Source organism: Prosthecobacter sp. (assembly GCF_044378005.1).
Classification (GTDB): Bacteria; Verrucomicrobiota; Verrucomicrobiia; order Verrucomicrobiales; family Verrucomicrobiaceae; genus Prosthecobacter.
The window spans coordinates 1-21289 of sequence record NZ_JBILYB010000108.1; the positions used below are offsets into that span (position 1 = coordinate 1).

18 protein-coding genes are annotated in these 21289 nt (G+C 58.5%); 1 reads left to right on the top strand and 17 read right to left on the bottom strand.

The window, feature by feature from the left end; genetic code table 11:
• Window positions 1-25: 25 nt before the first annotated feature.
• From AC6FTP_RS18415 to AC6FTP_RS18480, 14 genes are all read right to left on the bottom strand, one after another.
• Window positions 26-487 (bottom strand): hypothetical protein, encoded by a 462-nt coding sequence (locus tag AC6FTP_RS18415; RefSeq protein ID WP_497208375.1) that lies wholly within the window; start codon window positions 485-487, stop codon window positions 26-28.
• A 40-nt stretch (window positions 488-527) separates the two neighbouring features.
• The gene (locus tag AC6FTP_RS18420) at window positions 528-1529 is read right to left on the bottom strand and encodes a COX15/CtaA family protein (protein ID WP_497208376.1); all 1002 of its coding nucleotides are present in this window, start codon (window positions 1527-1529) and stop codon (window positions 528-530) included.
• 90 nt (window positions 1530-1619) lie between these two features.
• Complete coding sequence (locus tag AC6FTP_RS18425; protein WP_497208377.1) at window positions 1620-2411, bottom strand: cytochrome c oxidase subunit II; 792 nt, start codon at window positions 2409-2411, stop codon at window positions 1620-1622.
• 35 nt (window positions 2412-2446) lie between these two features.
• A complete protein-coding gene (locus AC6FTP_RS18430) occupies window positions 2447-2620 on the bottom strand; it encodes a hypothetical protein (RefSeq protein WP_497208378.1) in 174 nt (57 codons plus the stop codon).
• 2 nt (window positions 2621-2622) lie between these two features.
• A complete protein-coding gene (locus AC6FTP_RS18435) occupies window positions 2623-2829 on the bottom strand; it encodes a hypothetical protein (protein WP_497208379.1) in 207 nt (68 codons plus the stop codon).
• 31 nt (window positions 2830-2860) lie between these two features.
• Window positions 2861-3181: a cytochrome C oxidase subunit IV family protein gene (locus AC6FTP_RS18440; RefSeq protein WP_497208380.1), complete on the bottom strand. Its 321-nt coding sequence runs from the start codon at window positions 3179-3181 to the stop codon at window positions 2861-2863.
• Between the two features lie 23 nt (window positions 3182-3204).
• Window positions 3205-4596 (bottom strand): cytochrome c oxidase subunit 3, encoded by a 1392-nt coding sequence (locus AC6FTP_RS18445; RefSeq protein WP_497208381.1) that lies wholly within the window; start codon window positions 4594-4596, stop codon window positions 3205-3207.
• A gap of 41 nt (window positions 4597-4637) precedes the next feature.
• Window positions 4638-6587, bottom strand: coding sequence for a cytochrome c oxidase subunit I (locus tag AC6FTP_RS18450; protein ID WP_497208382.1), 1950 nt, complete (start codon window positions 6585-6587; stop codon window positions 4638-4640).
• A 240-nt stretch (window positions 6588-6827) separates the two neighbouring features.
• On the bottom strand, window positions 6828-7556 hold the full coding sequence (locus AC6FTP_RS18455) for a c-type cytochrome (RefSeq protein WP_497208383.1): 729 nt from the start codon (window positions 7554-7556) through the stop codon (window positions 6828-6830).
• A gap of 12 nt (window positions 7557-7568) precedes the next feature.
• Window positions 7569-8255 (bottom strand): cbb3-type cytochrome c oxidase subunit II, encoded by a 687-nt coding sequence (locus AC6FTP_RS18460; RefSeq protein WP_497208384.1) that lies wholly within the window; start codon window positions 8253-8255, stop codon window positions 7569-7571.
• Window positions 8252-9733 carry a cbb3-type cytochrome c oxidase subunit I gene (locus tag AC6FTP_RS18465; RefSeq protein ID WP_497208385.1) on the bottom strand — a complete coding sequence of 494 codons (1482 nt, stop codon included), beginning with the start codon at window positions 9731-9733 and terminating at the stop codon, window positions 8252-8254. Before AC6FTP_RS18465 ends, AC6FTP_RS18460 begins: the two co-directional genes overlap by 4 nt.
• Window positions 9734-9751: 18 nt before the next feature.
• Window positions 9752-10135, bottom strand: a complete 384-nt coding sequence (locus AC6FTP_RS18470; RefSeq protein ID WP_497208386.1) for a hypothetical protein — start codon at window positions 10133-10135, stop codon at window positions 9752-9754.
• Window positions 10136-10143: 8 nt separating this feature from the next.
• Complete coding sequence (locus AC6FTP_RS18475; RefSeq protein ID WP_497208387.1) at window positions 10144-11457, bottom strand: hypothetical protein; 1314 nt, start codon at window positions 11455-11457, stop codon at window positions 10144-10146.
• An 18-nt stretch (window positions 11458-11475) separates the two neighbouring features.
• Complete coding sequence (locus AC6FTP_RS18480) at window positions 11476-12144, bottom strand: c-type cytochrome (protein ID WP_497208388.1); 669 nt, start codon at window positions 12142-12144, stop codon at window positions 11476-11478.
• A gap of 323 nt (window positions 12145-12467) precedes the next feature.
• On the opposite strand from AC6FTP_RS18480, the gene AC6FTP_RS18485 reads away from it, so the two are divergent.
• Window positions 12468-14321: a GreA/GreB family elongation factor gene (locus AC6FTP_RS18485; RefSeq protein ID WP_497208389.1), complete on the top strand. Its 1854-nt coding sequence runs from the start codon at window positions 12468-12470 to the stop codon at window positions 14319-14321.
• Between the two features lie 260 nt (window positions 14322-14581).
• Here the strand turns inward: AC6FTP_RS18485 and AC6FTP_RS18490 are convergent, their stop codons facing one another.
• The 3 genes from AC6FTP_RS18490 to AC6FTP_RS18500 all read right to left on the bottom strand — a co-directional run.
• Entirely contained in the window at window positions 14582-15505 is a 924-nt protein-coding gene (locus AC6FTP_RS18490) for a hypothetical protein (RefSeq protein WP_497208390.1), read from the bottom strand.
• A gap of 124 nt (window positions 15506-15629) precedes the next feature.
• Window positions 15630-19826 carry an immunoglobulin domain-containing protein gene (locus AC6FTP_RS18495; protein ID WP_497208391.1) on the bottom strand — a complete coding sequence of 1399 codons (4197 nt, stop codon included), beginning with the start codon at window positions 19824-19826 and terminating at the stop codon, window positions 15630-15632.
• Between the two features lie 152 nt (window positions 19827-19978).
• Window positions 19979-21289 (bottom strand): hypothetical protein (locus AC6FTP_RS18500; protein WP_497208392.1); only part of this gene is annotated, 1311 nt, incomplete at its 5' end.

Sequence of the window (21289 nt, forward strand, 5' to 3'; positions counted from 1 at the left end):
GGGCCAAGCCCAGGCAGATCGACAGTCAGCAGAAAGCGGCATAGTTGTCGAAACCAAAAGGCAAGCTTAGACCGAGGGCACTCGGCGCACCGCTAACGGTCAATCCGCGCAGGAGCGGCCAGCGTTTCGCGACCCAGGTCATCACAAACCAGGCGATGGCCATGAGGATGATGACTGTGGCTGCCATGAAGGCTGCTTTGGAGATGAGAAAGAAGAATCCAACGCTGATCAGGAAGATGCCTGAGGCTTCGAGGAAACTGGGGCGGTGCCTGGCGAACTGCCAAAAGTACATCACGAGCACGAGAAGGTCGATGCACCGCAGCAGGAGGAATTGTGTCCCAGGCGGCCACTCCTGCGCGATGCCAAGCGACACCAGGGTGGCAATCACAGCGAGCACGCTGGGGCGAATGAATGCAAGCCATGGATGCCGCACATACTCTCGGGCATGAGAGTTGTGTTCATCAGCAGCGGGTTCAGCGACAGGCATCGGCATCGCCTTACCTCAACGGCGAAGGCTTGCAAATACTCTAGGCGGTCACGCGAGAGCGACTGCTGCCGAGAAGCCAGAGGAAGAGGGAACTCACGAGAAGGGAGGAAAGGCCGACGTGGAGTATTTGAGCGATGGCGAGGATACCGACGTTGGCGAGCACGACGCCGAGGAGCATCTGGCTGATGATGATCGCCGTGATGGTGATTTCGAGCCAGCCACGATGGGCCAAAGCTCGGCAGCGGCGAAAGAAGGCAATGCCGGAGAACAGGATGAGCCAGGAGAAGCTGCGGTGGATGAGGTAAACCCAGCTGGACTCCAGCTCATGCACCCACTCGGCGCGCGTGTGACCGGCGTGGGTGCGGGCGAGTTCGTCGGTAAGTTCACGCACCTGGGAGCCGAGGACACCTTCGGCGACGATCAAGGCAAACAAGGCCCAGGCAAGCCAGCGGAGTTTGGAATCGGGTTCTGATTTCCAGGCTAAGAACCATGGGCGCTCGGCACCACGCCATGCGGTGTAAACGAGTACGCACAGCAGTAGAATGGCTAGTGCCATGTGAAGGGTGATGATGCCGGGTTTCAGGCCGCTGAGCACGACGCGCGCCCCGAGCCAAGCATTCACGCCGACGAGGATGACGGCGAAGGTGGTGGTGAGGAAGATCACTGAGCGGCCTTTTCGCCATTCGGAGAAGGAGGCGAACCACATCACCATCACGGAAAGGCCGACGGGGATGCTGGTGAGTCGGTTGAGGTATTCGATCCAGGTGGCGACGGGATTGAACTCGGCTCTGAGTTTTTCCGGCGTGATGGAGGCAGGATCACGGCCCATCGCAGCCGCTTTGAGGCGGAATTTTTCGAGGTCGAGCTTGGTGAAGTCGATCTCTTCTGCCGTGGTGGGCGGAACCCAGCAGCCGTAGCAGAAAGGCCAGTCGGGGCAGCCGAGACCTGATCCGGTGGTGCGGACGATGGCTCCCACGAAGATCAGGATCTCGATGGCCACGAAGGCGGTGAGGGCGATGCGTTGGAAGCGGGAGAGTTTCATCAGGAAAGAAGAACGCTGCCTGGAGGTGATCCGAGGCAGCGTTCGCAAATGATTGGGGAGATGGCGGCGATCTCGTCGCGAGCGTCAAACTTAGCGGACAGCGACGGGAGCAGGCGCGGCGTTCTTCGCGGCGGCGTTGGTGGACATCTCCTTGGCCCAGTCGTCGAATTCCTTGGGTTCCATGACTTCGATCACGGCCTTCATCTGGGCATGGCCCGGGCCGCAAAGCTGGCCGCAGATAATGTCCCAGGTTCCAGTTTTGACGGGCTTGAACCACATGTGAGACTTCACGCCGGGGCAGGCATCCTGAGCGGCACGCATGGGAACGAGGGCGAGATTGTGGATGACGTCCTTGCTGGCGACATCGACGATCACGGGGCGTCCGACTGGAAGCTTCATTGTGCCGGGGTTGACGAAGTCGTCTTTGCCATTGGGGTCATTCAGTTCGCGACCGGTGGCGTTGCTTTGAGAAACGGCACGCATGTTCCAGGTGCTGAGCATCATGTCGTTACCTGGGTATTGGAAGTTCCAGAGGAACTTCTCGCCCAAAGCACGCATCTTGATGGTGTCAGCACTGGTGGGATATTCGTCTGCCTGACGTGACCAGAGGGGGAAGGCGAAACCGAGGAGGAGGATGGCTTCAACAATGATCACACCGATCTCAATGTGGGTGGTGGCATGACCACGCACTCCATGATAGTCGGCCCTGGGAGTGTTCCCCGCACGATACTTCCAAAGAACGTAAACGAGATAGGTAGACCATCCGATGAAGAGGATGAGCATGACCCAGTGAACGAAGCCAAGCATGTGATCCACAAGGCCACCGTGCTCTGAGGCATTCTGGGTGATGCCGAAGGGGATGTTGATGTCTGAAATACTCATGTGAGGTCAGCGGGGGAGTTTAAGGAAAGAGGGAATCAGAGCGGGGCACCGAGGTGCTGCTGCTTGCGGGCAAAATTGAAGACGACCAAGGCGACACAGGCCATGCCTAGCACGAGAAATCCTAGCATGACGAGCACAGCAATGTCCTGAGCCTGAGCGATGACGCTGTTAGGATCAGCTTTGCAAGTGGCGCAGGCGAGGAAGCTCATGATCAGACGATGATGTGACGGGACTTTTTGACGAGATACCAGATGGAGTAAGCGATCAGGACGAGACTGGTCCAACCGGCGATGTGACCGAGGTGGGTGATGTTAAGCTCTACCGCCTTCTCTGGGGCGAGACGCGTCCACAGCCAGAAACCTCCATCGCAAAGGATTGCGAAGAAGAGGAAGATGTAGTGGAAGTATTTGAGCGACATAGCCGGTTACTGCGGAAGTGAAATGAGCCAGTCAGTTCGCGTAGAAGTCCTTGAAGACGAGCGGATCAAGGCTGCTCCAATAGAAGAGAAGGAACAAGGCCGTCACGAAGACAACCGTGAAGGCAAGGAACTTGTAGATCAGCTTGGCTTCGTGATTGAGATGCATGAAGACCAGCGCCACGAGGGCGGCTTTGATCGTGGCAAGAATCATGCCGACGATGATGTTCCAGCTATGGGAAGGCAGTTCCACATAGGAAAGCCCCACGGTCACGACGGTGAAGAAGATGAGGATGGCTCCGATCAGAAGAATCTTCCGGACCGCTTTTTGGATTTCTTGAGGGCTATCTGCCATGACAGTCGAAGGTGAAAGTTGGGTTACAGAAGATACAGAAGCGGGAAGAGGAAGATCCAGACCAGATCGACGAAGTGCCAGAAGAGTCCGCCGACTTCGACACGGTTGGCGAGATGTTCGGGGTCTTCGCGCAGCATTCTGCCATTGAAGAAGAGCATGTAGGCCAGCACCAGAGCTCCAGCGACGACGTGGAGACCATGGAGACCCGTGAGGGTAAAGTAGATGGCGTAGTAGCTGTTCAGCTTCGGCGTAAAGTTGGAGAAGAACTGAATGTCTTTGCGCTCAAGGTGGACTTCCGGGTGATGGCTGACGTGAGCATCGCCATGCTCGACTGGCGCATGAGCTTCGGCTTTGTGACCACCTTCACCATGAGCCGCTTCAGGCTTGGCTGAGTGAATAGGGAGGAAGAACTGATGCTTCTGATGTGTGGCGCTCTTGGAGGGATCACGTGTGGTGCCACCTTTGCCATCGCTGTACTCTTCATTGAACTCGGAGACGGCGTGATCGCGCTGCTGGATGAAGGCATTTTTCCAAGGAGTGCCGAGGTAGTGTTCGTTCCAAGCGAGGGACTTTTCTTTGTCGGGAGTGCCACGAAGATCGACGCCATCAACTTCGAGGGTCATCTTGTCGTTGATCATCTTTCCTTCAACGGTGGTGCCGTCACGGAAGGAGATCGCAGACGCACCAGGGGCAGGCTTGGCAAGCAACTCAGAAGGAGCGACGGAGAAGGTAATGGGTGAGGCTGGAAGAAGCTTCACAGTCCACTGCGGGACTTCCTTCAGGCCATCAGCCTTGGCTTTAGCCTCAGCTTTGGCACGAGCTTCGGCTTTGAGTTCAGCGAAGCTGCTGGCATCGAGGGTGATTTCCTTGCCAGTCTCAGTCATGAATTTCGGCAAGTCACCCTTCACATACGGGAGCACATAGTTGACGGGATCTGCATCAACCGCGCTGGTTTTGCCAGCAATGGTGAGATTGATGGCTTTCACATCTCCAAACTCAAGTTCATAGCCGTGAGGAAGGTGACCCGTCAGGATCGTGCCGTCGGAGAGAGTGACGGCGTAATGCTCGAACTTGGCTTTATACTCGAAGCTCTTGTTCACCATGAAGATGCCGGCACAGAGAACGGTGATAAACATGTAGAGCTTGTAAGCACCGAACTTGCGAAGCTTCAGCGAGGCCCAGGCAAGCAACACGGTCACGGAAGAACCGATGAGAACGAGTGTGTTGACGAAGCCGAGCGTGACATTCAGCTCGTGCACCGGCCATGGATAGTCAGCACCCACACGCAGGAAGATGTAGGAGGAGAACAGGCCACCGAAGAGCATGACTTCGGAAGCGAGGAAGAGCCAGATGCCGACCTTGGCGTTGTAGAGACCCGTATCGGGGCGAGCAGAGACTGTGTAGGGGATGTCCATGTGAGTTCGCGGTTTTTGGTTCGCGGTACGCAGTTATCGAATCAATGATGAGCCACGACAGGGGCTGATGGAATGGAGGATGGCTCGGCAGCCTTGCCGGGCTCGGACTCCCACTGCGGGAAGAAGTCCTGGCTCATACCTGGGACGCTGTATTCATAAGGTCCACGAACGGCAACAATGTCGAAGGTGAAATTGCCATGGGGAGGCGGTGTCGGCGTGGCCCACTCCAGCGTTGTGCAGTTCCATGGGTTGTCGCTGGTGACTTTTTTGCCACCTTTGATGCTGAGCCAGAAGTTCAGAATGAAGGGCACCTGACCAAGCATGAGAACCACAGCACCGAAGGTCATGAGAACGTTCAATCCGAGGAGGTTGTTTGGCACATCCATGCCGAAGAGACCAAAGAAGCCGGAGGTGAGTTCGGTGAACCAGTTGGAGGCTGAGGAGGTCTGCTCGAAGTACTTGCCCCCATCATACCAGCGGCGGTGGAAGCCGCCCATACCCTGGATGAACATCGGGGCGAAAATGAGGTTCATGCCCAACAATGAGGGCCAGAAGTGCAACTTGCCGAGGAAGTCGCTCATCAGACGACCCGTCGCCTTTGGATACCAATGATAAATCCCGGCGAAGAAGGCAAAAATGGAACCTGGAGCCACGACGTAATGGAAGTGAGCGATCACATAATAGGTATCGTGGAGAGCAAGGTCGATGAAGATGAACGCGAGAGGAAGCCCAGTGAGACCTCCAATGCCGAACATGAAGAGGAAGGCCGTTGCAAAGAGCATCTGCGTCGTGAAGCGAATGGATCCACCGTAAAGGGAAATCATGAGACCCGTGAGAAGGATCACCGAAGGCACGGAGATGAGAACCGTGGTGATCTGGAAGTAGGTGGACATCATGGTGCCCATGCCTGTGAGATACATGTGGTGAGCCCAGACGAGGAAGCTCAAGAAACCGAGGGTAAGGCCAGAATAGACCATCGCCTTGTAGCCCCAGAGCGGGCGGCGTGTGCTTGCAGGGATGACTTCCGCCAAAATGGCAAAGCCAGGAAGGATGAGCACATACACTTCAGGATGGGCGAGGAACCAAAAGAGGTGTTGATACAGCAACGGGCTGCCACCGCCGGAGATGTCGAGGTGCTGTCCACCTTCCATGAGGCCTGTAGGCAGGAAGAAACTGGAGCCGAACACTCGGTCGGAGAACTGAAGCAGCGCAGCAACCTCGAGCGGGGGGAAGGCAAGCAGAAGAAGGAAGGCAACGATAAACATGGCCCAGCAGAAGAAAGGCATGCGCATCCAGGACATGCCCTTGGCGCGAAGGTTGATGACCGTGGTGATGACGTTCACCGATCCAAGGAGGGAGGCGGAGATGTTAAACACCATGGAAAGCAGCCACCAAGTGTGGCCGTGCAGCCAGACGTTCGTGACGGCGAGGTTCGTCGTGGAGGCGAGCGGGGAGTACATCGTCCAACCTGTCTGCACGGAACCGGTTCCGAGGAAGAAGGCGGCGAACATGCCTACACCGCTGATGAAGAAGAGCCAGTAGCTCCACATGTTCAGGCGCGGGAAGGCCATGTCGATGGTGCCGATCTGGAGCGGCATAACGAAGTTCACAAAACCGGCGAAACCAAGCGGCACGATGCCGAGGAACACCATGATGGTACCGTGCATGGCTCCAAGCATGTTGTAGAACTCGCCATTGACCACGCCGCCGGGTGCCCAGCGACCGAACATCTCATTGAAGACATCGCCGATGATGGGGAGATTGTTCACGAATTCAAAGCCGGGGATCGGCTGACCCGGATAGGCAATGCTCCAGCGCATGAGCAGCATGAGGAAAAAGCCGAAGAGCAGGAACAGCAGGCCACTGATGGCATACTGAATGCCGATGGTCTTGTGATCTGTGGAGAAGATGTATTTCTTGATGAACCCTGGCTCATGGTGGTCATGCGCGTGATCGTGGGAGTGATCGTGAGTGTGGGCAGCGGCGCTCATAGAATTTGGGGCAAGGGGTCAGAGGATCAAGAAATCGACAGGAAAGAAAACGTGGTGTCGAAGTTTGGGAGATTCAGAGAAAGAAAGTTTTTGGCAGATCGAAAGGACAAAAAGCCGCGCGCATCACCAGCGGAGATGCGCGCAGAGAAACGGCACTGAGTGAATGGCACCATCGAGGCAAAGGCGGACTGGGTCGCCTTGCTCGATGAGGTCTGCTTCACATGCGTCATGAGATTCGACTTACTTGGCTGCGGGAGCGGCGGCAGCGGTGGCTCCAGGGCCGGCAGGAATGTCGCCAGGGACGTTCTTGTCTTTAAAGGGAGCTAGATCAGCTTCGGTCCACTGAGTGGCACGCTTCTCGTCAGCGCGGACTTTTTCGACCATCTCCTTGGTGATCATGGTGCCTTCGTTACCCCAGGTATTGCGGATGAAAGTCAACACGTTGGCGAGATCACCAGCCGACATGGCCGCTCCGAAAGGCATCATGCCACCGGGGGTGTTGTAACCCTGCCCTTTGACGGTGATGGCTCCGGTCAAACCGTGCTGAGTGACGCGGACAAGGCGCTCTGTGCCACCGAGAACCCACTCAGAACCAGCGAGCGGAGGGAACTGGCCGGGAATGCCCATACCGTTGCCTTGATGGCAACCACCGCAAACGGCGTAGCCGGACGCACCTTTTTTCATCGCGGTTTGGAAGGGATCCATCGCACCTGCTCCATCGCCACCACCGGGGCGAGGGTCAGGCGCAGCAGTGAAATTGAAAGGATTGCTGGTATTGAAGCTCCAGCCGCCGGTCATAACGCCGAGCTGTCCACCGCCAATGATGGCGACGATCATACCGAGGAAGATGACAAACATCGGGACGGGCTCGCGACCGGCCTGCATATCTTCTTTCTCGCGCTTCACGGCGGCGTGAAGACGATCAAGATCGGTGCTGTCGGGTTGGAAGCTTTGGGAGGGGGCGCTCATGAAACGGGGGCGTTATTTCTTCACGGGAGCAGGCGCAGCGGCCACGGCGGTCGCGACACCAGGGATGGGATGATCCTTTTTGAGAGAAAGGAGGTAATCGACGAGAGCTTCAGCCTCTTCGGTGGGAACGATTTCCATGCCAGCTTCAGCGGCGAATTTGCCAGAGAGCTTGATGGCTTTATCGGCCACAGGACCTTGAGCAGTGCGGACGATGTAGAGACTCTTGAAGGCAGGCATGTTCGACCAGTCGTGCAGCGAGCGTGGGGAGAAGAGCATCTGGTGGATCGCTTCACGAGCCGGGGCACGCCAGCCGTAGTTGGTAAGGTCAGGGCCGGTGCGGACGATGCCGAGCGGGGCATACGGCTCACCGAGATAGTCGAGCAGGGTGTTCGAGCGGGTCGGAACTGCCGGGCGTGGCTCCTGATCCTGGCCTGAGCCTCTGCGCCAGCCATCGAGAGCGAGCTGCGTGGGGCGGATCATCTGGGTGTGGCACTGGGCACAGCCTTCACGGGCGTAAATGATCTGTCCTTGGCGGTTGATCGGAGCGGGTGGGTAGTAGCCCTCGACACCATCTTTGTCCTTGTCATAAGCGACCGGGGAGAGCGCCTGATATTTGAGGACAGGGATGATGATCAGACAGAGCCACGGGAGACCGAAGCTGGCTACGAGGCCGAGGATGAATGTGCGGAAGTTGCTCATGCGTGGGCGGCGTGAGGGGTGTCGTCATGCGCGGAGTGCAGCAACGTCGGAGCGGAACTGCGGCGGCCAAGACCGGCCACCATGAGCATGAGGTGAATGAGGAACCAGATATTGGACCAAGTGATCAAGGTCCACGCGATGGCGCGGGCTATAATGTAAGGGCGAGCATTCAGAGCGAGCTGCATGAAGTCCTGATCCCACATTTCGGGAGCGTTGAGGTCACCGCCCTGCTGCACACCGGCGACGAGGCTGGTCACGACGATGGTGGCGATGCCGTAGGTGGAGAACCAGAAGTGATTGCGGATAAGTCGGACGCTGAGCCACTCGCAACCAGACAGACGTGGCACGATGTAGTAGATGGCTCCGAAGATGCTCATGCTGAAGAAGCCATACACGGCGACGATCTGGAAACCATAGCTGGCGTGGGTGAACTGAAGCGTGGCTCCTGTGGAGTAGTTCGAAAGCAGCGCCAGAATCAGACCCGAGATCGGATAGAAAAGCGCACCGAGGAAAGTGAACCGCAGCGTCGGGGAGGTGGCGACGAGATTGTGTTTGCCAAGCGTGGTCAGGTGGTGGTTCAGACCAACGACACCGACAGGGATGAGAAGAAGTGTGCCAGTCAAAGCACCGACGGAAGGCATCCAGGCAGGAAGAGGACCGCCCATGTAGGCCTGCATTCCAGTCCAACCGCCAAGGATCGCGAGCGCCCAGAAGCCGAGTTTGGCAAGCTCTGCGCTAGCGATTGGCTGGCCGGTGATCTTCGGGATGAAGTAATAGGCGGAGCCAAGAGCGACAGGAGTGAAGAAGAGAAGGATCAAGCCGTGAACATACCAAGCATTGATGCCAGCACCCAGAGCGCCAAGGCTGGGGATGCAATGGAGGCAGACATTGGCGGTAACGAAGATCCAAGGGAACCAGAAGCAGGCACCCAAGATGTACCAAGAGCTGACCATGAAGCCTTCAGGGCGGAAGGCACGGGCAAACATATTCACCATCGGCCAGGCGAAGGTCAGGAAGGATACCAGAAGGATGGGCCAGACCCAGCGGGGCATTTCCAGCCACTGCATGGAAGTATTGCCACCGAAGAGAATGCTCAGCAGGCCGAGGGTGACAGCAATGTTCCAAAACACTCCAGCCACATAGAGGAGGCTTTTGCCGCTCTTGAGTTCCTGACCGGAACGACGGGCCATGAGCCAGAGCATGACGCCCAGACCGGCCTGGATGCCCCAGCCGTAGATGAGCGCATTCAGGTGCGTCGGCTGAAGCCGGCCAAACTGAAGCACGGGGCAGTCGCCGAGGAAGGACGGGGCGAAGAGTTTGATCGCGGCGAGCACACCCAGAATGGTGGAAGCCATGAGCCAGAAAGCGCCGTTGAGGAAAAGAAACAGCACGGGGCCTTTGACCGACTTGTCGATCGCCGCACGGCGAAGGTTGTCAGCCTGGAGGTCCGAGTCTGCGGATGAGGGAGTCGTCTGCATCGTGGAGAGGAAAGGCCGTTACTTGGCAGGGGTGGGAGCCGCAGCAGGAGCGGCCGGGGCTGCGGGAGCAGGCACAGAGGCGGCCGCCTGCTTCAGTTGCGTGGGGGAGCCGGGCACCACCTGAGTGCTGGGAGCGGGCTTGCGAGATTTCAGAAGCTCCAGCGTCTTGTCAAAGATCTGCCCTTTTTTGGCGGCGTCATTCAGTCCCATTTTGGCGACCAACTCGGTCTGCGCTTTGACGATCTCGGCAGTATTCGCGAGACGCTCAGGCGCGCGGGGATCGACCTCACCGGGCTTGGCCAGATTCAGGAAAAAGGCGAGCAAAACGGCGAAGCTGGCGAAAGCGCCGAGCACCCACAGGAAGGGGGAGCCGGTCTTCGGAGATGTGGCAGCAGCGGACATGGGAGAGATCAGTTGATGACGTTGGCGGACTCGAGCAGACGTGGGTCGCGGCAAGGATACAGGCTGTAATTGGCCAGACTACGGAGGAAAAGGAAACCAAGTGTGCCGATGACCGCCGCGAAGGCGACGACATCACCGATCCAAGCACCATCCACCACGACACCGACGCCAAGAGAAGGGCCGCGCTCAGGGATGATATTCCAGTAAATGTCCACGACATGCATGAAGAGCACCCAGAGACAGATGCCGATCATCACAGATGGCTTCTTTTTCCGCGACTGCGAGAGCAGGGCCAGGAAGGGAGCGATGAAGTGACCGATGACGATGAAGATGGACACATAGCGCCAGCCTTCGGTGTTACGCGTCAGGTAGAAGCGCGTCTCCTCGGTGATGTTAGCATACCAGATGAGGAAGTATTGGCTGAAGGCAATGTAAGCCCAGAAAACCGTGAAGGCGAAGAGCAGCTTGCCCATCAGGTGGTAGTGCTCATCGGTGACGACCTTTTTCAGGTACCCGAGGCTGCGCAGCCAAGTGACGAGAAGAATCGTGACCGCCATGGAAGACCAAGCGCAACCAGCGAAGATGTAAACACCCCACATCGTGGAGAACCAAGCGTAGTCGAGGGTCTGGACCCAATCGACGGCGGCAAAGGTGATCGTCAGAGCGAAAAAGAGCAACCAAGTGCAGGAGAACTGACGGGCCTTGATGGTGTGCTTGATGTCACCATCAGAATCCTGCATCACCGACTTCCCACGCAGTTTGCTGGCGATGAACCATAGAACAAAGAAGTAGAAGAAGAAGCGGCTATACCAGCTAAAGGCGGAGGAAATATTCAGGTAGCCAAACTTCGCGGTCAGGACGTGCAGGTGGGGATTGCTGTCCGCCATGTGATGCAAAGCTTCATAGACACTCGTGCCAGCTTCGTGAGCGTGATGAGCGGCTTCACGGTGATGATTCATCCACTCATAGAGCGGCTTCTGCACCGCAGGGATCAGCAGCGGGATGCATAGGAAAGCCAGCGGCAGGATCATGTTCGCGAGCTGTTCCCAGAGACGGCGGATCGCCACACCCCAACCGGAGTTCGAGGCGTTGTGCAGCATGACCCAGAAGCAGCCGCCACAGATGATGGTAAAGGCAAAGAAGACCGCAAAGAGCCAGGAATAGGCAAAGGTGTCTGTCTTGGAAAAGAAGAGGAAGGCGGAGCCCAGAAGACCGAGCGCACCGATGCCACCAAGGGCGCTGATGAGCTTTCCGCCTTTGGCGGGCTCGAACTTCTCTCCGCCTTGCGGCAGATCTTCAAAAGTGACGTGATGATGACCCATGTTGGAAAAGCGCGCGGGTTACTGGACGGTGACGTTGCCCTCTTTCACGGCCACCTGAAGGGCGCGGATGTAAGAGACGATGGCCCAGCGGTCACGGACGGTCAGATTGCCGCCGTAGGAGCCCATGAGGCCCTTGCCGTTGGTGATAACATCAAAAATAGCACCGTCGGCGCGATAGGTCGCCACGTTGGTCGGGTCCATGGAGCCGACCTGATGGAAGTTAAAAGCAGTCAGGATGCCATACTTGGAAGTGACCCCCTTGCCATTGCCGGAGGCAGCGTGGCAAACAGCACAATAGATATTGTACTGACGCTCTCCGCGTTCGATCAAAGATTTATCAGCCGCAAGCTCGGCAGGAAGACCGTCGCCATAAAAGTCACCGATCTTACCGGTGCTGTAATAGTCCACGCCGTTTGTGAAGCCATAAGCGGCAGGCTTGGCGTCCGGGGAGGAGGCGGGCCTAGCAGGAACATCGAAACCCATGGGCACCGTGTGTTTAACAGGGAGACGAGCGCCCACACCGTCTGCAAAGAAGTCATTTTTCACCTGATACTTCACCTTCGCTTGGTGATCCATGTCGGGGAAAATCTCGATAGGAGGCAGCTCGCTCTTGCTGCCGCGCGTGCCGAAGGCCGCGACAACGATCGCGGCGACAAAGGCGTAACTGAGGAAGAAGTATTTCAACATGGCAGGGCAACAAGGGCCGTTCGGGGAGCTTGTGAAAAATTTCACAAGGAGGCCCAGAGTAAAAACTTGAGCCGCGATTGCAAGGACGAATTCTTTTTTTGTCCGCACCATTTTCATTCACCAATTCATCTTCTCATTGGGAATAACTTTCGGGCTCATCATGCCTTTCTGAGTGACCGCTCATTCCAGCCTTAATAATGGCATTCGCATGTCATCACAATCATCATAGGCAGGACGTTGTTTGATCCAGAGCCATGCGGACTTTTCGTGACTGGGGAAGTTTCCTTTGCCAGCCGAAGACTGTCTGCTAGCATCACCCCCCCATGAATCCCGAGGCGCAAAATTTGGTAGCGGCAGGTAAAATCTCCACCGCAGACGCAGAAAAACTATCCCAGCTCGAAGCTGGCACCTTTGTCCTGCATAAAAGCTGGGGCGTCGGCCGTGTCTCCGAGTGGGACCTCGTAGGAGGAGATCGCCTGATCATCAATTTCGAGGGCAAACCCGGTCATGCTCTCAAGCTTGGCTTCGCCATCACAAGCCTCGAAGTCCTGCCAGACACCCACCTCATGTCACGACGCCTTGCCGAGCTGGAGGTGCTTAAAGAGATGGCCAAGAAGAACCCCACAGGTCTCGTCGAGCTAGCCCTCCAGTCCAGTGGTAACAAGATGTCTCTCGATCAACTCGAAGGCCTGATCAAACCTCACATCATCGCTGAGTCCGATTACAAGAAGTGGTGGGAAGCCACCAAAAAAGTTCTCAAGGCAGCTCGTCATATCGTCGTCCCTTCCAAGCGCCAGGACCCACTTGTCCTGCGTGATTCCGGCGAAAAGCCCGGCACCGTCATGGTCAAGGAGTACCTCGGTAAGCGCGACCTCAAGGGCAAGCTCGGCGTCCTCGGCCTCATTCAGAAAGATCTCGATCTCTTTGAAGACCCTGCCAAAGAGCTGATCCCCGTCTTCCAGGACATCTCAGACACCGTCCGCAAAGCCTGGCGCCTCCATTTGAAAGAGAGTCTCCAACTCCTCCTGGCTCGCGATGAAATCATCGATTCCATCCCCGAGGGCACCCCGCCTCTCGGTTCCTTTAAGGCCTCCGACCTCGTCAGTGAAGCCCGCACCCTCATTGCTGAGAACGTCGCCGGCCTTCCCGCAGCCCTTTACGGCCGCCTCTACCGCGCCTTCCCTGCCGCCTTCCCGGATCGTGGCTGGGTCACCGAACTTCTCAACCACCTCGCCCGCACTGGCGGACGCGCCGTGGGAGAGATCGCCACCGTACTCGATGCCAATGGCGAGATCGAAGCCCTCGCCGAATACCTGAAAAAAGCCGTCCGTAACCGTACGCTAAGCCAGGATCTCCTCATCTGGATCTGCAAAGAGCGAGCCGGACTCGCTAAATCCGTCTTCAGTATCGATCTCGGCCATGCCGTGCTCGACGCCGTGGAAAATGACGCTGTCAGTGGTGGACCTAAGCGCGCCGGTCGTCTCGAAGACGCCATGTCTGCCGATAAAACCCTCGTGGGCGAACTCATGGAAGATGGCGACCTCGAACTCGTCAGCCTCTTTGCCAAACGTCTGCTCAACACCACCGCCTTTGACGAACTCACCCGTCGCTCCCTCATGGCCCGAGTCATCAAGGCTCGCCCTGAGATGGAGTCCCTCATGGTGGACAACAATTCCGGCTCTCGTGAAGACAACAGCCTCGTTGTCTCCTGGGAAAGCCTTGAGAAGAAAAAGGCCGAGCTCAACGAACTCACGACCGTCAAGATCCCGCACAACAAATCCGAGATCCAGATCGCCCGCGAAGAAGGCGACCTTCGTGAAAACGGCGGTTACAAAGCCGCCCGCGAACAGCAGACCGTTCTCAACCGCATGAAGGACGAACTCGAGCGTGACGTGGGCCGCGCCCGTGGCACCGACTTCGCCAATACCCCCACCGACAAAGTCGGCATGGGCACCATCGTCGATTACGCCGACAGCGCCACCGGCAAGAGCGAAACCCTCACCATCCTCGGTGCCTGGGATAGCGATATGGACAAGCACATCGTCTCCTACCTCTCTGAACTCGCCAAGAGCCTCTCCGGCAAGGCCGTCGGCGACGAAGCCGAAGTGCCCACCGACACCGGTGCCACCCGCAAAGTGAAGATCACCGCCATCCGCGCCTTCAACACCGGCGCGTAAGCGACAGCACTTCCATCATCAATCACCCAACGGCGCTGAGTCCCCCTCAGCGCCGTTTTTTTGCGCAGATTTCAGGCACTCGTCAGCAGCTAAACCAACACTGCATGACGGTGATGAGTTCATCCATCTTTGTCGAGTAGCGCTTGGAATTGCCCATGCCCTTCATGGCCACGAAAGCAGGAGGATGAACGTGTGCGCCAGTTCAACTCGATGATCTCTCCGGCACTCCAAGCGCTGCGGACTGGAAAGCCCGCGCTCCCCTAAAACCGCCACAGCACGCTGCTGTGCATGGTGAAATCAGGACTGGAGGGGGTGAGCCCGGCTCCGATGCCGAGACGCAGGGAGAAGTGATTCGGCAGACCGATCATGGTGGTGAAGAGCACTTGATGAGAGCTTTGCCGCTCTTCGAAGTCGCCGATGGTCTCGATGCCGAGGGAAAGATCGTGGCTGAACTCGTGCCGGATGCCGGCGGCGTAGCCGAAACCGGGCTTGCCACCGGTGCCGGAGACGAAGCTGATGAGGTTCAGGATGACGCGGGTGTGATGCGTGATGTCAGCTTCGAGGATGACGCGGTTGTACCAGCCGCTCTCGCCGTGACGATGGATGCCGCCGTGAGAACCGTGATCGTGCCCGCCTGAACCGTGATCATGCACGGCGGGAGGTCCGGCATCGGGGCCGGTGCCAGGATTGTGGACGTGGCTAGCACTGCCCCTGCTGGCATGATCGGAGGCTTCGGCGAATTCATAACCGCTCCAGAGGCCCGCGCGGAAGTTCATGGGGCCGGTGGGCGGGAGGATGGAGACGACGAACTGCGGCGTGGCACCGGTGTAACGCCAGCCATCGCCTTCATCAGAAAAACCTGCCGACATGCCGAAAGCGAGCGCTGGGGCTAGGCCGATGAAGAAGCCGGGCTCGGTGGAGAATTCGTTCGTGTCTCCATCGCTCGTCCATTCATAGCCGGCGATGGCGACGCCGCTGAGATAGTCAGGGATGGCGCTATCCTGGATGAGGATGAAGTCGCGGCCGTGATGGGCGTGGAGGCTGGCGGTGAGGAGAAGGAGGAGCGCAAATAGGAGGAGCGCTGAAGAGCGTGGAGCGTCTTGGAGTGCGGCGGTTGTGACGCCGCTTTCGAGGGGCTGCGGACGTTCGATCACGCCACCTGCCGTCGAAAGCGGTGTCGGCACCCCTTTGGGGTTCTGCCACCGTACTCCAAGACGCTCCCGCGCCTGAGTTGCTGCTTTTAAAACTAGATGCATTCAAAAAGGAAAACTTCCCCGGCGGACCGTCCGCCGGGGAAGTGGTGAAGGATCAGTCGGCCTGCAACTCGACGCTACCGGAGAGCTTCGGCGAGGTGGCCAGGGTGGTCTTCGGAGAGGCGGTGGGCATCTTCGAGAGGAGGAAGAAGCCGTAGCCTTTCGACTCGGTGCCGTCATCGACGATCATGCCCTGGAACTCGGCCTTGCGGACGAGATTCTTGTTTGGCGTGACGCTGGTGTCGGAGTCGGTGAGTTCGAAGCTGCCTTTGAAACTGCCGCTCGTGCCGGGCACGAAGTTGCCGACTTTGCCTTTGTCGATGCTGAGCGCAACCTTGCCGGGATTTGGTGCGGCGACGGTGACCTTGGCAGCTTCGATCTGGACCGTGTCGGTGTTCAGACGTGTGGCCGGGTCAGGGGCACCCCCTTGCGCGAAGGCGATACTGGCATTGCCTGCTCCTGCTGTGGCACCAAGCGGCAGCACAGCGGCGGCAGAGGTGACGTATTTGCGGCCGATGGCACTGAGCTCCAGCGGGCCGAAGCCGTCGCCATAGACGAGGTCTTTGGCGACTGCTCCCTTGAACCAGGAGACTTCGGAGGTGGAGACATCGCCGCTGGTGGCGTCGATTTTCAGCAGTCCGAGCACGGAGCCCACGCCTTTGTAGAGCGGGCTGAAGAGGGTGATGCCACCACCCTGCTCCAGGACTCCACTGAAGGTGACCTTTGTGTTGTCAGCCAGCAGCAGCACGCCTGCGGCGGCTCCGGTGGTGCCGAGTTTGATGCCACCGACGCTGTGGCCCTGTGGGACGGTTTGCTGACCCACATCGGCAGTTTGAAGCTTCAGCGCCAGTGTGTAGTCACCCGGATAGGTGCCGAGCGTGGCTTGCGGTTGCACGGCGATGAAGGGCAGCGTCTCGGTGCCGTCTTCGACAAAGCCGATGATGGTCTTCGAGCTGGCATCAAGTGTGAGCTCGATGTGCAGCTCTGGCAAACCAGCGCGCTCAATGTGGAAGTGCGCGGTGGGAGAGGCAGCGGAGGTGTCCAGCGGAGCAGCGATGCGCAAAGGCGCGGCGTTGCCGAGGGCGAGGGTGCCGGTGAGCGTGCCGAGGCCAGTGACCTGGAGCTTCACACAACCACCGAGGAGATTGTTCAGCACCACGGAGCGTCCCAGCGGTGCTGTGTAGCTGCTGCTCAGGCCGAGGAGCAGGCCATTCACGGCAAAGGTGTCAGTCACCTTGGCGCTCGCTCCGGCTTTGTTGGTGGCGATGACTTCGACGGTGTTGACCGCCTTGATCTCCGTGGGGCGACCGCTGATGAGTCCAGTCTTCGGATTGAAGACGAGACCTTTCGGCAGACCCTTCACAGCAAAGGCCGTGGGGTTGTTCGTGGCGATGAGCTGGTGCTGGAACCACTGACCGACAATAAGGTCAGTGATGTCAAACGGAGCGACGACTGGCTTCGCTACAACAACGAGCACGGCGGCCTGACTCGTGGCCCAACCAGCGGTGTTGCGCACGGTGCAGGTGTAGGCTCCGGCATGGTCCACGGTGGCGTTTGACCGGGTGTAGGTGGGGTTCGTGGCACCATCAATCGGGCTGCCTTTGAAGAACCACTGATAACCGAGGGATGGGCCGGTGGCCTTCACGCTGAAGGTGGCACTCTTTCCGACCAACACTTCCGCGCCTTTCGGCTGTTGGGTGATCACGGGGCCGATCAGAGCCGGTGTGGAGGTGGTCCAGGAGAAGCTGAAGCCCTGCAGGTTGTCGTTGTTCGAGGATGCATTGCTGCCAAGAACAAAGGTGTAATAGCCCGGTGCCAGGGTGTAGCTGCGCGTGATGGTTTCAGCGGTGCTGTTGTTGTAATGGTCGAGGTAAGTGAGGTCCTCAGCCCAATCGACATTGCCGCGATTGTTGTAAGTGTGGTGGTCACCGAGGTCGGCGGGGACGCCGCCATAGGGTGCCCATGCTGCGACGATGTCCGCACGGGTCTTGAACGCATCCGGTGTGTCGTCATTGTCCCATCCGCGCCACAGAGTGAAGCTTGGGAACATGCTCGCGGTGTCAGCCTTGCCATTGAGTTCCACGGGGGCAGAGACCCAGGGCACATTCGCATCGCGGGCCATGGTGATGTTCACCATGACGTGGTCTTTGACATGCACGGCCACCCAGGAGCTGGTATGCGTCCAACCCACGGGAGCATCTCCGGCACCTGCATCAAAGAGGTCATTGTCCTCCCAGCTCCAGGCTCCGACACCATCGGAGAAGGTGCCGCTGTCACCACGACCTAGGCTGATGACATGGGCGTAGCCGATGCCGCCGCCTGCTGGGTCACCAGCGATAACGCTGCCTGCGGCCTTTGTGCTAAAGGTGGCCTTGTAGCCCTGGCGCAGTGCGTTTGTGGAAGCCGCGTTGCTGCCGAGGGCGAAGGAGTAATCACCGGCTGGCAGACGCCAGGTGCGGGTGATGCGTGCGGAGGTGCTGTTGTCCACATGGTCCAGGTAGCGGATGTCCTCAGCCCAACTCACGTTGCCACGGTTGTTGTAGGTGTGGTCGTCACTCCCGTCATTGTCCCATCCACGATAGAGCGTGAGGCTGGGGAACATGCTGCTGGTGTCAGCAAGACGATTTGGATTGTCCACGCTCGGCCATGGCACGGTGGCATCACGCTCCAGGGTGAGAGAGAAAAAGACTTCCTCAGTGAGCTTCGCCGCCACCCAGTTGCTTGTATGGGTCCAGCCGACGGGCTGAGCGCCCTGGCCGGGATTGCCGAAGAGGGCGTTGTCTTCCCAGCTCCAAGCGCCGACGTGGCTCTTAAAGCTGCCGGTTTCATCCGCGCCAGCGACGACGGTGAAGGCATAACCTACACCGCCAGTGCCGATGTAATCGGGCGGAAGATAGGTGTTTGGCACAGGGTCTGCGGCACCGGAAGAATTGGTGCTGAAGCTGATCTTATAGCCCTGGCGATTCGCCGTTACGACAGGCTCACCTGTAATGGGATCTAGAGTGGTGGAGGGCGCGTTGCTGCCGAGGGCGAGCGTGTAGGCACCTGCACGGAGGAAGTAGGTGCGGGTGATGCTGGTGGCGGTGGAGTTGTCCACATGATCCACATACTGGATGTCTTCGGCCCAACTGATGTTGCCGCGGTTGTTATAGGTGTGGTCATCGTCACCGTCATTGTCCAAGCCACGGAATAACGTGAAACTAGGGAACATGGAGGCGGTGTCGCCGAGTCCATTCAGCTCTGGAGGAGCAGCAGCCCAAGGCACGCTGGCATCACGCTCCATGGTGATGGTCAGGACGGTGTCGCTTTGCACACTTACAGCAGCCCAGTTTGAGGTGTGAGTCCAGCCGACGGGCGGCTCACCGGCATCGAACAAGCTATTGTCTTCCCAGCTCCAGGCTCCGACGAGGCCACTGAAGCTGCCGAAACTACTGTTGCCGAGCGTGACCTGATGCTGATAGCCAATGCCGCCTGCCACCGGATCTCCAGCCGTGTAAGTGAAAACGGCCGCCGATACCGTGCCGACGAGGCCATAGACGGTCGCGTCAGGCGTCGGAGCTTGTCCAGCGTAGTTGGCCCCACCGACGGCGATGGTGTAGTCACCCGCTGTTAGGTAGAGCGACTTGGTCACCGTGCCATCCGCATTGCCATCACCGGCGACGCCAGGAGCAGCGCCAAACAAGGTGGAATCACCATCCGCGATGTGGGTCACATAGGTGAAGGTGCTCAGGCCGTCCGCTGCTTCGAAGTCGAACAAAGGGCCGGTTTGGTTATCACCACCAATGCGCCAGGTCTTCAGGGCATGGAAGCTGCCTTCTGTCGTGTAGCCAAGGGTGGCGCGGTAGGCCAGACTGATGGCGGAAGTGTCGTAGTCTGCACTGCCGGGTGCATTCGTGATCGGTGCCACATGGGCCAGACCACGATAGAGGGAAAATGCAGGTTTGATGCTACCGTCCCGAGTGTCGCCATTGGTGGAACCACGGAAGGTGATGGTGAAGTAGCCCGGCGTCGTCACATTGAAGCGGTAATAGCGCAGCTTGTGGCTGTCTGCATGGTCGGCGTCGGTGCCATCAGCCCAGCCGAAATTGCTGGTGACGGTTTGGTTGCTGATGGTGATGGGCGCCGCTCCTGGCACGATGGTGCCGAAGTTGCGCGATGCAGCTCCGCTGCCGTAGGTGATGTGAGCCGAGGCTGTGCCGCTCATGAGAAGCAGCGCCGCCGAGGCGATCACGTTGAGGTGTTTGAGTTTCATGGGTTGTTTCGTGGTCGTTGTGTTTTGGGTTTGTTGTTCAGCTAGTGGAAAGGGTTGGGAGAGTGGTCCGCACAGTCCTCTGTGCGGGGATTGGGAATCTGGGAGCGCTCGTGCCGCACAGGGGACTGTGCGGACCACTTTGGGCCTGCGGTTCACGGCCCCGTCCTCCCGAGTTCGACGCTGCCGGACAGCAGCTTCGTGGTGGTCGCCGTGGTCTTCGGAGAAGCCGTCGGCATCTCGGCGAGGTTGAAGAAGCCGAAGCCTTTCTGCCCTGTGCCATCATCGACGATCATGCCGGTGAAGGTGGCACTGCGGGTTAGATCCCGGTTCGGTGTGATGCTGGTATCGCTGTCCTTCAGCGTGAAGCTGCCGCTGAAACTGCCCGTCGTGCCAGCGGTGAAAGTGGTGCCGCTGCCAGGTGTGACGGCGAGTTTGACCAGTCCTGGATTCGAGGCCGGAGGCAGAATCTTCGCCGGGCTGCCTTTCTGAATTTCAAAGGCCGTCCAATCGAGCCGCGTCGCTGGACTCGGTGCACCGCCTTCGCGGAAAAGAAGCCGCGCATTGCCCGCACCTGCTGTGAGTCCCAGGGCGATACCATTCAGCGGTGGAATGACATACGGCCTGCCGACGGTCTCCAGCGTGAGCGGGCCGAAGGTACTCTTGTAACTGCGCGTGACGGCGGTCTGCGTGTGCTTGAACCAGCTCAAGCTCGAAGCATTCAGAACACCACTTGCACCGATGTTCAACGTGCCGAGCAGGGAGCCTGTCCTGGCATAAAGCAGCGTGAAGACGGGCAGATTACCACCTTCGCCCACAATGCCAGAAAGCGTGATCGCTGCCGATGCATCCGCGAGTCGGATGACCCCGCTGACCGCACCTTTGGTGGAGACTTTGAAAGCACCGACGCTGTGACCTTTGGGGTTCGCATCATTGCTCAAATCACCTGCAGCCAGCTTCATGGCGAGCGTGTAGTTCCCGACAAACGGCGTGAACGAACTGGCTGGCAGCGCAGCGGTGATCGTCAGCGGATTCGCGCCACCGGTGAGTGTCGCGGTGAGGCTGCGGCTGGCACGCAGGAGCGTGAAGCTGAGGGTCAGCGTGTTCTGATTCCTTCGCACGATGCTGCAGCTGCCGGTCGGATCAGTATCTGGCAGCATGACGAGCATGCCTTTCAGCGGATGACTCACGGTGCCGAGCACGAGCGTGCCGCTGAAGGCTCCAAGGTTCGTCGTGGTGAGCGTGAGGCGACCACCGAGGTTGTTGTTCAAAGTCACCTCGCTGTGGCGTGGGACGAAGCCCTGGTAAGTGCCCAGCGCGCTCGTGGGATACGACTGCACCACCATGACCTCCTCTTTCGCCAAGCCGTTGCCCGCAGCATTCAGAGCGCTGGCTTTCACGGTGAAGCTCTTCGCCACCGTGGGCTTACCGGAGATCAAGCCGGTGATTGCATTGTAAGTCAGGCC

What these genes read in the sequence shown, in the direction of transcription:
- AC6FTP_RS18415 (WP_497208375.1), bottom strand. Translation starts at nt 487, where the DNA reads ATGCCTGTCGCTGAACCCGCTGCTGATGAACACAACTCTCATGCCCGA.
- AC6FTP_RS18435 (WP_497208379.1), bottom strand. Translation starts at nt 2,829, where the DNA reads ATGTCGCTCAAATACTTCCACTACATCTTCCTCTTCTTCGCAATCCTT.
- AC6FTP_RS18440 (WP_497208380.1), bottom strand. Translation starts at nt 3,181, where the DNA reads ATGGCAGATAGCCCTCAAGAAATCCAAAAAGCGGTCCGGAAGATTCTT.
- AC6FTP_RS18495 (WP_497208391.1), bottom strand. Translation starts at nt 19,826, where the DNA reads ATGAAACTCAAACACCTCAACGTGATCGCCTCGGCGGCGCTGCTTCTC.
- AC6FTP_RS18475 (WP_497208387.1), bottom strand. Translation starts at nt 11,457, where the DNA reads ATGGGTCATCATCACGTCACTTTTGAAGATCTGCCGCAAGGCGGAGAG.
- AC6FTP_RS18460 (WP_497208384.1), bottom strand. Translation starts at nt 8,255, where the DNA reads ATGAGCAACTTCCGCACATTCATCCTCGGCCTCGTAGCCAGCTTCGGT.
- AC6FTP_RS18480 (WP_497208388.1), bottom strand. Translation starts at nt 12,144, where the DNA reads ATGTTGAAATACTTCTTCCTCAGTTACGCCTTTGTCGCCGCGATCGTT.
- AC6FTP_RS18455 (WP_497208383.1), bottom strand. Translation starts at nt 7,556, where the DNA reads ATGAGCGCCCCCTCCCAAAGCTTCCAACCCGACAGCACCGATCTTGAT.
- AC6FTP_RS18450 (WP_497208382.1), bottom strand. Translation starts at nt 6,587, where the DNA reads ATGAGCGCCGCTGCCCACACTCACGATCACTCCCACGATCACGCGCAT.
- AC6FTP_RS18465 (WP_497208385.1), bottom strand. Translation starts at nt 9,733, where the DNA reads ATGCAGACGACTCCCTCATCCGCAGACTCGGACCTCCAGGCTGACAAC.
- AC6FTP_RS18445 (WP_497208381.1), bottom strand. Translation starts at nt 4,596, where the DNA reads ATGGACATCCCCTACACAGTCTCTGCTCGCCCCGATACGGGTCTCTAC.
- AC6FTP_RS18425 (WP_497208377.1), bottom strand. Translation starts at nt 2,411, where the DNA reads ATGAGTATTTCAGACATCAACATCCCCTTCGGCATCACCCAGAATGCC.
- AC6FTP_RS18420 (WP_497208376.1), bottom strand. Translation starts at nt 1,529, where the DNA reads ATGAAACTCTCCCGCTTCCAACGCATCGCCCTCACCGCCTTCGTGGCC.
- AC6FTP_RS18430 (WP_497208378.1), bottom strand. Translation starts at nt 2,620, where the DNA reads ATGAGCTTCCTCGCCTGCGCCACTTGCAAAGCTGATCCTAACAGCGTC.
- AC6FTP_RS18470 (WP_497208386.1), bottom strand. Translation starts at nt 10,135, where the DNA reads ATGTCCGCTGCTGCCACATCTCCGAAGACCGGCTCCCCCTTCCTGTGG.
- AC6FTP_RS18485 (WP_497208389.1), top strand. Translation starts at nt 12,468, where the DNA reads ATGAATCCCGAGGCGCAAAATTTGGTAGCGGCAGGTAAAATCTCCACC.